Origin of the sequence: Colwellia sp. MT41 (genome assembly GCF_001444365.1) — a bacterium.
In the GTDB taxonomy this organism is placed as follows: domain Bacteria; phylum Pseudomonadota; class Gammaproteobacteria; order Enterobacterales; family Alteromonadaceae; genus Colwellia; species Colwellia marinimaniae.
The window spans coordinates 4,212,928-4,225,291 of record NZ_CP013145.1; the positions used below are offsets into that span (position 1 = coordinate 4,212,928).

The window sequence follows — 12,364 nt, forward strand, 5'->3', positions numbered from 1 at the left end:
CTTTTGCTATCCGTGCGTTATTTATCACTAGTATGCGACTATTTACCAGCTAGGTTTAAATAGGCTAGGCGGATTAGGTACAGTAGATGTTCGCCGCTGCATAGTGATAGCCTGGTCGCCCTTAGGTGGTGAGGCTTTTGCTATCCGTGCGTTATTTATCGCTAGTATGCGACTATTTACCAGCTAGGTTTAAATAGGCTAGGCGGATTAGGTACAGTAGATGTTCGCCGCTGCATAGTGATAGCCTGGTCGCCCCTTAGGTGGTGAGGCTTTTGGTATCCGTGCGTTATTTATCGCTAGTATGCGACTATTTACCAGCTAGGTTTAAATAGGCTAGGCGGATTAGGTACAGTAGATGTTCGCCGCTGCATAGTGATAGCCTGGTCGCCCCTTAGGCTAATTTACTTTTATAAAGTCACCCTGCCATAACTTAGGTAGGCTGACTTTTTTATGCTTTACTCTTTATGCACACACTTAGTGTATTTGATATTTAGCATAGATTTTTTCAATACTGCCATCGTGCTTTAGCTGTTTTATCACTTTATTGACCGCATCCCTTAAGTCAGCATCTTTAAAGGCCATATGTGAATACACATCCGGCCATAAGCGATGAATGTTAAAGTCACTTTTGTGTATGGGTGTTTCTCCTTGGTAATATTTATGTTCTAAGTCATGCCAAAATATATGAATATCACCTACTCGAATATCTTTCTGGCCCGCGGCCATTAAATAAGTAGTCTCTTTAGGGTGGGAGTGCTCTGAGTAATTAACATTAGCCAATGCCATTTTTTTATACTGCTCACCCAAGAGATCGGTTGCCCCTTGATAAGCGGCGATAGAAAATTCCTGTAAGTCGTCGATATTTTCAATTTCAAGGCCATGCTCCTTCTTAGACACAGCCACATCGGTATAACGGAAAAGCGCCGCAGATAAATAACCATTAACTTTTGCCGCAGAAAATATATTACAAGCGACGTCAATAATCTTGCCGCTGTTAATTTCATGCAGCAATCTATGATTACTCATAAAAATGAATTTAACCTCATATTCAGGTAATTGCTTAAATATTTCTCGGGTTATATCAAGAAACAAACCCTTGTTTTCCGCTTCGATAAAAAATGGCGGGAAATTACCGACACCAACACGCAGCTCTTGTTTGGCAAGTAACAAAGAAGGAAAAACCAGTAAAAAAACAATGAATACCTGCGGGTATATTTTAAACATAGACGAACAAATTGTTGAGAATACTGTAAATCAGTATAAACCAAGTGTTTACTAAATTTAAACAACTAAATTTAAACAACTAAATTTAAACAACTAAATTTAAATTACCATGAGTGAAATAGCCGTATAAATAGCAAGACCGGCATAACCTATGGTTAATAAGCCAAAAGCTAGCAGCAAAGAATTGCGAAAACCTATCTTATCGGCTAAGGCGCCTGTAAAAGTGGGTAGTAAATATAAACCAGCAGAAAATGAACCTGAGATCCAAGCGGCTTCAATATCATCAAAACCTAGAATTCTTGAAAGGTATAAAGTAATCACAATGAACACACCATAATAGGCAGCCCGTTCAAGTAACTCTACGCCATTGGCGGTCCAAAAAATTTTTGGAAAACCTCGCCATAAAGTAACGTTAATTTATTGTCCATTTATGCTAATTGATAAATTTGACAAAATACACACGAGTAACCTCTATTTAATCTCGATTTTTCCTCTTTTCATCGAATTTAATACACTTACCATTGGTTTCACGCTCAAAAAAACATAAACTCAGGGCGTTGAAATTTTTCAAATAGACCTCTAGGACTAGAAATGAAACTAAAAATAAACTCGTTAAAACAGGCCTTAGCGCTCAGCTTAGGCTTGCTTACTTGCTCAGTCGCCACAGCTGAACAAACAAGCAAAGTTATTACCGCTGAAAACCTGGCCACCTTGCAATCCGTTAGCCAAGCACAAGTAAGCCCAAGTGGTGAATATATTGCCTATACTCGCTCAGTTCCTCGGGAAATCTATGTTGAAAAAGACGGTAAAAATTGGGCTGAGTTATACCTAGTTAATGATAAAGGCGTAGAGCGTGCTTTTATTACTGGCAAAGTAAATGTTAGAAATATTCAGTGGTCTGCTGATGGTGCATTAATTTACTTCTTAGCCAAAATGAATGATGATAAATTCACTGCTCTTTATCAAATCCCTACCAACGGTGGCCAAGCACAAAAATCAGTGCAGTTAAAAGACACCAACATTGCGCACTATGCGCTGAGCAGTGATAATAAAAAAATTGCTATATTGGCGAAAAAAGCCAAAGAAAAATCAGTTAAAAAACTACAAGATTTAGGCTTTAAAGCCGAAGTTTTCGAAGAAGAGCTAAGCAATCAACTTTTATACCTAATCGACCTTACTCAGTCTGATAAAGCGCTCACACCTGAAGCATGGGACATCAAGGGTTATGTTGCTGATGTTCATTTTTCGCCAACAGGTAAAGAGTTATTAATAAAAACTCAACCTACCGCCTTAATTGATGACAAATATATGAAGTCACAATGGCACATTGTTGATATCGCTAAAAAAGCGGTTAAAACTTCTTTTGCTACCGCAGGAAAATTAGGCGCCGCTGAATTTTCCTATGATGGTAAATATGTTGCCTTACTTGGTGCTCAAGACCAGCATGACCCAGCAACAGGTCGCTTATTTATAGCGAATGTTAGCTCAGGCAAAGTAGCTAACTGGTTACCAGATTTTAACGGTCACGTCAGTGATTTCGAATGGTCTAATAAACGCAATGAATTATATTTTATCGCCAATATAGGCACCCAGTCTGTTGTTGCCAAGATAAAGCCTGGCACTAACAAATACCAAACAATTGTTGCCGGTGGACAATTCATCGCCGCTAACTTGAGTATTTCTGACTCAGACAAAACCATTGTGGTCAAAGCCAACAGTGCTCAGCATCCTAACGAAGTATTTATGCTGCGCGGCAAAAAGCAAACGCGTTTAACCGACTCAAATACTTGGTTAAATGATGTTGCCTTAGCGAAACAAGAAAGCCTTACGATTAAAGCCCGTGACGGTGTTGAAATTGGTGGTGTGTTAATTTATCCACTTAATTACAAAAAAGGTCAGCGTTATCCATTAATCATGTCAGTGCACGGTGGCCCAGAAAGCCATGATAAAGATGGCTGGTTAACCGCTTACTCTCGTCCTGGCCAATTAGCGGCTGCGCAAGGTTACGTGGTATTTCACCCTAACTACCGAGGTAGCACAGGTAAAGGCGTAGACTATTCTAAACTGGGTCAAAATGATTACGCGGGTAAAGAATTTGATGATTTAGTCGACCTTAAAAACCACCTGGTTAATATTGGTTTAGTGAATGAGAAAAAAGTGGGTATCACTGGCGGCTCATACGGTGGTTATGCTTCAGCTTGGGGTGCAACTAAATTAACTAAACACTTTGCCGCCAGTGTCATGTTTGTTGGTATTTCTAATCAGTTATCAAAGTTTGGTACTACCGATATTTCCAACGAAATGAACTTAGTTCATGCGCGTTCATATCCTTGGGACAAATGGCAATGGTACTTAGAGCGCAGCCCTATTTATTGGGTAGAGCAATCTGAAACACCATTACTCATTATGCACGGTAAAGCCGATCCACGTGTGCATCCAGCACAATCTATGGAAATGTACCGTTACATGAAAGTACGGGGTAAAACCGTGCGTTTAGTTTATTACCCAGGCGAAGGCCATGGTAATAAACGTGCCGCGGCAAAATACGATTACAGCTTACGTTTAATGCGTTGGATGGATAACTACTTAAAACATGATAACCAGCCAATGCCCGCACATGATTTACCTCATGCGGCGAACTTAACGGCGAAAAAAGAAAAAGAAACAGAAACAGAAAAAAGCTAATTAAAGCATTCTAAATATTAGCCTAAGGCCAAGTACTGCTGTGCTTGGCCTTTTTTGTCTTTATCTTTTCAGAAACCGCCCCTGCATACAAATAGCTAGTCAATTAGCCACCACTTTAGCTGAGGTGCTCGGTAATGATGCTAGCTTAAATTCAAACCCCCTTGCTAGTACAATGTACTGAGATGATTTACGCCGGCGCCGTTGATATCAATGGGTTATACCAATGTCATTAAATTATTGCTCACTTATGGGGGTAAAATACTTCACGTCCGCGTTCCTCTCAATCCCAATAGCCAGTAATTTCTCAATCGAGCGTCTTGCCCTGATTTATTTTTTCTATGCACAATAAGACCACAAACTTAATGAAAGTGGTATTACTTCCCGACTCATAACAAGTGCTGCTCTAAACCTTTTACCGATAACACGGATAAATTCCTCTTACAAACCTACAAACGAGATACCAGTGAAATTATACACCAGGTCTCAACGGCCATTTTTATTCAAGGTATACATTGCGGCGGTTTTAGCATGGACTCAAAGCTCAATAAATTTCAAATAATGAAGCTTTTTAATAAAAATCGACTAAAGTCTAAGTGATTTTTCTGGCAATGTAGACTTAGGTCTAATTCCTTTTGTTCACTTTACACTCTAAATTATTATTAGATAACAAAAAGAAAAAACACCATTAAATAAAATAACAAGCAGCATTTATAGCCAAAACAGCTCAAGTAACTCGGCTATAAAAGCACACAGAAAATTGCAACAAAGACATTACAATAAGTCACACTATAATAAGTAAGCAAAAATGGGGAATACCATGTTTAAGAATTCATTATTTAAGGTTAAAAAATTAGTACTGGCAACCACCTTATTAGCAGTTACCGGTGCCGCTAATGCCGGTTACACCATTAAACTAGATGACGGTGACAGCCTAACTTTTGGGGGTTACGTGAAAGTTGATGCTCGCTATATTAGTGGCGATATTGGCGCTACTGATTATTGGTACGGTGGTGGCACTGTCCTAGCAGAAAGTCAGTCAAACTTTGGTATTTCTGCCAATGAAACTCGCTTTAATACTAAATATATCCATGGTGATGTTACCGGTTTTATTGAAATTGATTTTTATGGTGACGCGGTTAAAGGTGGCGGTAATGAACTCATTTCTAATTCGTCAAATGTGCGTTTACGCCATGCCTTTGTGAAGTACAAAAATATCTTAGTTGGCCAAACCTGGACCACGTTCCAAAACACTAGCTCGCTGGCTGAAGCCGCTGATTTTGGTGGTCCATTAGTGGCCTCGGCCTTTATTCGTCAAGGGCAAATTCGTTATACCATGGGCGCCTTACAACTTTCCATTGAAAACCCGGCATCATACGGCGGTAATAACATTGCCCAAGGTGGTACAGCAAACGACAGCATTCCAGACTTTATTGGTAAATACACCTTTAAGGGCGATTGGGGTAATGTGTCCTTATCCGGTTTAGCGCGCCAATTAGAAAGCAAATCAGGCAATACAGAAGCGGCAGTCGGTGTTGGTGTTGCTGGTCGTATTAATACTTTTGGTAAAGATGATTTCCGTTTTCAACTACATGCGGGTAATACCGGTCGTTATGTTGGTGTAACGGCGGCAACGGATATGGTCGGTGAAGAAATAGAAGAGTCTATTGCTGTTATGGCTGCCTATCGTCACTTCTGGACGGAAACCTTACGCAGTTCAGTGTTTTTCGGCTACCAAGAAACTGAAGAATCTGATAGAGAGCGCTATCATGTTGGTGTTAACTTATTCACCAACGTCACTAAGCAGCTTTCTTTTGGTATTGAAGTCGGTAGTTTCGCCATTGACGATAATGCACCGGGCGCCAAAACTGGCGACTCAGCGTACTTACAGTTCTCAACTAAATTCGTACTCTAGCCTGAGCCAGAAAAACACAGATAAAACCGAGGCCATTTAATGTGACCTTTTGCGTTAGTTAACCTCTTTTGAGGTTGTTTTATAGGGAAGCATTTGCTTCCCTTTTTTTATATCAAAGCATTAACTTGTCTATCCTATGACCTATACTAAAGTATTATTCTCCTACCTTAGGCTAATAAAATGCCCCCTAATACCGGCAAACAAGCCTTTCTAGCTGCACTCGCTTTTCTGATTTTCATCATACCGCTGCTCCTCGCCGATGAAGTCTCTTTGTTAACGACTTGGTTATTCATTTTTATTAGTTGGTCATTCATCATTTTATTATCTGCTTTGAGCCCATCAAAGGATGATAATAACACCGCCAAGCAAACTGATTAGCGCTACAGGAATAGCCCTAAGTGATTTCATTTAGCCAGATAATCATAATATTATCCATTTATATTATCTCACTGTTTTCTTGGCTCAATGGGGCAGTCGGACAGTAAAAGCGCGAAAAAAACACGCAACTCTGCCAACACCTACGCCTTGAGTCTTGCTGTTTTTTTTGTACCTCATGGACCTTTTTTGGCAATATTTCCGTCTCGACTAAACAAGGAATCTTTCCAGTTTCCTTATACCTAGGCACTACATTAACCTTCATTTTTATGACGCCATTGTTAAAAAAGATGGTGCTATTGAAAAATGGATTTCACTCAACCAGTATTGCTGATTTCATCTCGGCTCGTTATAAAAGGTCGCAAGCATTAGCGGCATTAATTAGCTGACTGTGTTTAGTTGGCATCATACCCTGGTGCCATTGCCCAAATCACCAATAACTTGATCATCAATAGTTTGGTACACGCCTTTAGTGAGCAAAACGATAGCGGTGACGAAATAACCATTCAAGTTAAAGCCTTAGCTGAAAGTATAGAGTTACTTTATGGCGATAATGGCTGCAAGTTAGATGAAATCACTAAAGCACAATTATTTGAACCTTTTTATACCACCAAAAGAGGCCAAGGTGACTCAGGTCTAGGAGCACATATAGTCTACAACCTAGTTACGCAAAAATTAAAGGGCTCTATAGAGCTAATTACTGATCAAGCTCAAGGTAAAACGTTTAAAATAAATATCCCGCTAACGGTCGATTTATAACAGATAAAACACTGACAGGATTAGCAATAAATTGTTGTTTTATCAACGACTTTATTTTTATTTTACTTTGAGTAATTATGATAAAAATTGAACTAAACTGATAAATACAGTTTGAAAATAGAGAAGAATAGCCTATGAGTTTTTTACGTGAATTCACCATACAGCAAAGATTAGCCATGCTGGTGGCATTAATTATTATTGGCCTCACGGCGCTAGATGCCATGAGTTTGTCGGAAGAATATCAGTCATTACTAGCACAAAAAAAATCAACCACTAACGAGTTAATCGATAGCACTTACGGCATTATTGAACATCATTATGCCTTACAACAAAAAGGTGAGTTAACTGAAGCACAAGCACAAAAGCAAGCGCTAAGTATTATTGCAAGTTTACGCTACGATACCAATAATTATTTTTGGATCAACGACTTTACCCCGACTATGATCATGCACCCCATAAAACCACAGCTCAATGGTAAAAATATTGGCGGTATTAAAGACCCAGATGGTAAAGCTTTATTTATTGATATGGTTAATATTACTCGGGCAAAGGGCCAAGGCTTTGTCTATTACAAATGGGCTAAACCTGGCTTTGATAAGCCGGTCGACAAAATTGGTTTTGTTAAAGGTTTCACCCCTTGGCAATGGATTATTGGTACTGGTACCTATTTAGATGATATTGACGCTACTTTTGTCGAACAACGTAATAGGGTTATCATTGATAGCCTAGTTATTGCCTTTATTATTATGGTTTTAAGTTACGTTATCGGCAATAGTATCTTAGTGCCGACCCGCTCCGCCGCCGAGTTAATGAAAGATATAGCCCAAGGTGAAGGCGATCTGACCAGCTCTTTAGATGATAGCGGACAAGATGAGATTTCTCATTTATCTAAATACTTTAATGAGTTCATCGGTAAGATGCGGCAGTTACTACAAGATGTCACCGATAATACCTCGCAAGTGTTAGACCATGCAGAAGCGGTTGCTGATGCCAGTGAGACCACCCAATCGCTGATACAAAGCCAAAATGATATTACTGCACAAGTTGCTACGGCAATGGAACAAATGACCTCACAAATTAAGGACGTGAGTGATAATGCTAGCTCTGCTGAGCAAGCGGCTAATGATGCCAGAAATAACACCTCGGACGGCAAAGAAATCATCTCTCACACCATTGCGCAAATGCAAACGCTGTCGAGCAATATTGATGAGGTTAGTAAAGTAGTCGCTAGTTTAGCCTCTGAAAGTGACAATATAGGCTCAGTACTTGATGTTATTAGAGGGATTGCCGAACAAACTAATTTATTAGCGCTAAATGCAGCGATAGAAGCAGCACGCGCCGGTGAACAAGGCCGTGGTTTTGCTGTAGTGGCTGATGAAGTACGTACCTTAGCTAACCGTACGGAACAAAGCACTAATGAAATTCAGCAAATGATACAGAAACTTCAATCTGGAGCTCAAGAAGCTGTTGCCGCGGTGAAAGTCAGCCAAGATATTTCCCTGAAAACCGTAGAGCAAACAGCAAAAGCCGATGGGTCTCTTAACGAAATAGATCGTTTGATGGTGGTTATTTCTGATATGAATACACAAATAGCCAGAGCTACCGAGCAACAAAGCCAAGCGGCTGACGAGGTTAATTTACGTATTAATGATTTAGCGGGCATGACCGAGGAATCACTGGCTACCACCGAGCAGCTTAGTGAAACGAGTCAGAAATTGAAAGTAAGTAGCAATGCCATGTCAGAGGTTGTTAGTCGCTTTAAAATTTAGCTTAAAACTGAAAAATACCAATACCAATGGCACTAACTAAGTGATCATGTGCAAATGGCATAAAAAAGCCAGTAATACCTATCGATTAAGATAATATTACTGGCTAAACCATCAAAAATTTTAAAGTCGAAGTGAACTCCGTAGAATTCTAAAGCTGTTACTTAGTGATTATGTGTCCTGGAGCATAACCACTAAGTTCCATGCTTTGCTGTTACTTACTTAGTGAGAGAGCATTCACTGCCTAAGCAACGAAACAAATGATAATCATTCTCATTACTATAGTCAACACTATTTGTTAACTTTTATTAAGTAATACCACTTTTATTAAGTTTGTGATCTTGTGGTGCATAGGAAAAATATTTCAGGACAAGGCGCTCGATTGAGCAATAGCGAGCTATTGGGATTGAGAGCAACGTAGTCTTAGGCTATTTTACCCCCCACAAGTGGGCAATAATTTAATAAAATTGCTATTAATGCTTACATTGATATGACAGGCATAAAAAAACCAGTAACACCTATCGATTAAGATAATGTTACTGGCTAAACCATCAAAAATTTTAAAGTCGAATTGAACTCCGTATAATGCCAAAGTGGTCACTTAGTGGTTATGTGTCCTGGAGCATAACCACTAAGTTCCGTGCTTCACTGTTACCTATTTAGTGAGAGAGCATTCACTGCCTAAGCAACGAAACGAATGATAATCATTCTCATTACGTTAGTCAACACTATTTCGACAGTTAATTTAATAAAACTGTTTTTTATTTCTTAAACTTAGCAAAAGCATCGGCGAAAGCGTTACCCATAGCGGCATTATCACCTTTTTTAACTTTCGATTTATTTTGCGTTGCTGATGGTTTTTTTTGATTATGGCTACTGTTTTGCTGATTTTTCGTTTTATTGTTATCACGCTTGCCACTATCCTTAACTTGATAAGGCTTGTTAACTCGGGCATTAGTTTGCTCATCCAATCGCATGGTTAAACTGATACGCTTACGAGCCGCATCAACTTCTAACACTTTTACCTTAACAATTTCCCCCGCCTTGACAATTTCACGTGGGTCACTAATAAACTTATCAGTTATTGATGAAATATGTACTAAACCGTCTTGGTGTACACCAATATCAACAAAAGCACCGAAATTAGCCACATTAGAGACCACACCCTCAAGTATCATGCCTGGGATTAAGTCTGCCATAGTATGAACGCCTTCAGCAAAACTCGCGGTTTTAAACTCAGGGCGCGGATCTCTCTTTGGTTTTGCTAGCTCTTCAATAATTCCCTTGACCGTGACTTCACCAAAGTCATCATTTGTTAACTGACTTATATCTAACGCTTTTAATTGTGAACTGTTATTTAGTACCTCAGTTACATTCAGTTGTAATTGTTTGATAATTTTCTCTACCAAGGCATAACTTTCCGGATGTAAGGCCGACTGATCTAACGGGTTATCTCCGTCAGTAATACGTAAAAAACCGGCTGCTTGCTCATAAGCTTTTGGCCCTAAGCGGGCAACTTTTTTCAATTGTTTTCTATTAGTAAAACGCCCGTGGCTATCTCGAAAAGCAACAATGTTATTAGCCATAGTTTTGTTTAACCCTGAAACACGTGTCAATAACGCTGCTGACGCACTGTTTAAGTCAACACCAACAGCATTAACACAATCTTCAACGACATCGTCAAGGGTTTTACTCAGCTGACTCTGACTGACATCATGCTGATATTGGCCAACCCCTATTGCTTTCGGGTCAATTTTTACTAATTCAGCCAAGGGATCTTGTAATCGTCGGGCAATAGAAACTGCGCCACGTAATGATACATCTAGGTCAGGAAATTCATTGGCAGCAAATTCAGAGGCAGAATAAACAGAGGCGCCGGCCTCACTAACAATCATTTTAGTGAGTGTTAATTTACTTTCATCGTCTTTAAAGTTTTGTATAACCTCGGCAACTAATTTGTCACTTTCACGTGAACCAGTGCCATTACCAATAGCCACTAGCTCTACTTTATGTTGGCGACAAATACTGACTAGGGTGCGCACGGATTTATCCCAGTGTTTTTGTGGCACATGCGGGAATATAGTGGTGGTGTATAATAATTTTCCGGTGCCATCAACAATGGCAATTTTACAACCGGTTCTTAAACCCGGATCCAAGCCAAGAGTCACTTGTGGTCCAGCTGGTGCAGCCATTAACAAATCAGCAAGGTTATTAGAGAAAACATCGATCGCTTGTGTTTCTGCTTGCTCGCGTAAACTACTGAGTAATTCATTAGTTAAACTGATACTTAATTTAGCTTTCCAAGTTAATTGCACTACCTTGGTTAAGAATTCAGCACCTGCTTGTTTAGTTAACCGCAACGTTAAGTGCTCACTAATAATGTGTTCTGCGCTACTACATGCCCTGGCATCTTGTCCGGGATCGACATCAATATTAAGCTGTAAAAAACCTTCATTCCTACCACGTAACATCGCTAACATTCGATGTGAAGGTACAGTTCTCAGTTTCTCACTATGCTCAAAGTAATCACGAAATTTTGCGGCGGCTTTATCTTGGCCCTTAACAAGCTTGCTGGTTAAGTGCGCCTGTTTTAATAAGTGACGACGCAGCTTTGCTAATAAATTGGCATCTTCGCTAAAACGTTCGGCTAAAATATAACTCGCCCCCTCAAGTACCGCTTTTACCTCGGCAAAACCAGCCGCCTCATTTATAAAAGCTTTAGCTTCCTGCTCAGGAGAAAGTTGCCAGTTATTGAATAGTTTATTCGCCAAAGGCGTGATACCGGCCTCACTGGCTATCTTGCCTTTAGTACGGCGCTTTGGCTTATAGGGTAAATATAAGTCTTCTAAACGAGTTTTATTATCGGCTTGCTGAATTGATTTTTCCAGCTCAGCGCTAAGCTTATCTTGCTGCTTGATACTGGTTAAAATCACCTGACGGCGATCCTCTAGTTCCCGTAAATAACTTAACCGCTGTGCTAAATGACGCAAATGATTATCGTCTAACCCTTGGGTGACTTCTTTACGGTAACGGGCAATAAATGGCACGGTAGAGCCATCATCAAGTAAGGTAATAGCGGCATTAATTTGTACCGCGTTAACATTGAGTTCTTGAGCAATTTGCTCGGCAATAGTTAACATTAAATTGAAATTCCAACAGCATTAAGAGTAGACAGACATGATAACAGAAAACTATTCTGACGAAAATTACCTAGGCTAAGGTAATGAAATTACTCACTGCCAAGCGTACTCTGTTCGCTACTTGCTACACTTTTATCGCTCGCAATGAGGTAAAACATATAAAAAAGCATTAATAGCAATAAACAGATTATTATTGATATTATGTGCTGCGAAGCGAAACCAATAAAAGATATCTTGCTATGAAAAGATCAAATTACATTACCCGCGCAGGCTGGGACCGTTTAGATAAAGAGTTAAAATTTCTTTGGAAAGATGAACGCCCTAAAGTTACTCGCTCAGTCAGTGAAGCAGCAGCTGAGTGGCTCTTATAACCCCTATAATCATACTATTTAATAGATTAGTATTGATAAATAACAAAATATAAATAGTATGCGTACTAACCTCGCATACTATTTAATGAAATGTGTGAGAACACCTCTAACTAGATGGGCAAATGAACTATG

General features: G+C 39.5%; 8 protein-coding genes and 1 pseudogene. 6 read left to right on the top strand and 3 right to left on the bottom strand.

Annotated features, from left to right (window positions below; genetic code table 11):
• Positions 1 to 474: 474 nt before the first annotated feature.
• Positions 475 to 1,224 (bottom strand): substrate-binding periplasmic protein, encoded by a 750-nt coding sequence (locus CMT41_RS17885; RefSeq protein ID WP_058028033.1) that lies wholly within the window; start codon positions 1,222 to 1,224, stop codon positions 475 to 477.
• A 99-nt stretch (positions 1,225 to 1,323) separates the two neighbouring features.
• Positions 1,324 to 1,545 carry a hypothetical protein gene (locus tag CMT41_RS17890; protein WP_058028034.1) on the bottom strand — a complete coding sequence of 74 codons (222 nt, stop codon included), beginning with the start codon at positions 1,543 to 1,545 and terminating at the stop codon, positions 1,324 to 1,326.
• Between the two features lie 270 nt (positions 1,546 to 1,815).
• On the opposite strand from CMT41_RS17890, the gene CMT41_RS17895 reads away from it, so the two are divergent.
• The 5 genes from CMT41_RS17895 to CMT41_RS17915 all read left to right on the top strand — a co-directional run bounded on the left by CMT41_RS17895 (position 1,816) and on the right by CMT41_RS17915 (position 8,724).
• Positions 1,816 to 3,909, top strand: coding sequence for a S9 family peptidase (locus CMT41_RS17895; RefSeq protein ID WP_058028035.1), 2,094 nt, complete (start codon positions 1,816 to 1,818; stop codon positions 3,907 to 3,909).
• A gap of 817 nt (positions 3,910 to 4,726) precedes the next feature.
• Positions 4,727 to 5,821 (top strand): DcaP family trimeric outer membrane transporter, encoded by a 1,095-nt coding sequence (locus CMT41_RS17900; RefSeq protein ID WP_058028036.1) that lies wholly within the window; start codon positions 4,727 to 4,729, stop codon positions 5,819 to 5,821.
• Between the two features lie 180 nt (positions 5,822 to 6,001).
• Entirely contained in the window at positions 6,002 to 6,199 is a 198-nt protein-coding gene (locus CMT41_RS17905; RefSeq protein ID WP_058028037.1) for a hypothetical protein, read from the top strand.
• A 396-nt stretch (positions 6,200 to 6,595) separates the two neighbouring features.
• Positions 6,596 to 6,955: an ATP-binding protein gene (locus CMT41_RS17910; RefSeq protein ID WP_058028038.1), complete on the top strand. Its 360-nt coding sequence runs from the start codon at positions 6,596 to 6,598 to the stop codon at positions 6,953 to 6,955.
• Between the two features lie 134 nt (positions 6,956 to 7,089).
• The gene (locus CMT41_RS17915) at positions 7,090 to 8,724 is read left to right on the top strand and encodes a methyl-accepting chemotaxis protein (protein WP_058028039.1); all 1,635 of its coding nucleotides are present in this window, start codon (positions 7,090 to 7,092) and stop codon (positions 8,722 to 8,724) included.
• A gap of 758 nt (positions 8,725 to 9,482) precedes the next feature.
• On the opposite strand, the gene CMT41_RS17920 is transcribed toward CMT41_RS17915, so the two are convergent.
• Positions 9,483 to 11,861, bottom strand: coding sequence for a Tex family protein (locus tag CMT41_RS17920; protein WP_058028040.1), 2,379 nt, complete (start codon positions 11,859 to 11,861; stop codon positions 9,483 to 9,485).
• Between the two features lie 239 nt (positions 11,862 to 12,100).
• Here CMT41_RS17920 and CMT41_RS18830 point away from each other — a divergent pair.
• Positions 12,101 to 12,220 (top strand): annotated as a pseudogene (locus tag CMT41_RS18830) (transcription elongation factor GreB); the annotation flags it as partial.
• Positions 12,221 to 12,364 lie beyond the last annotated feature (144 nt).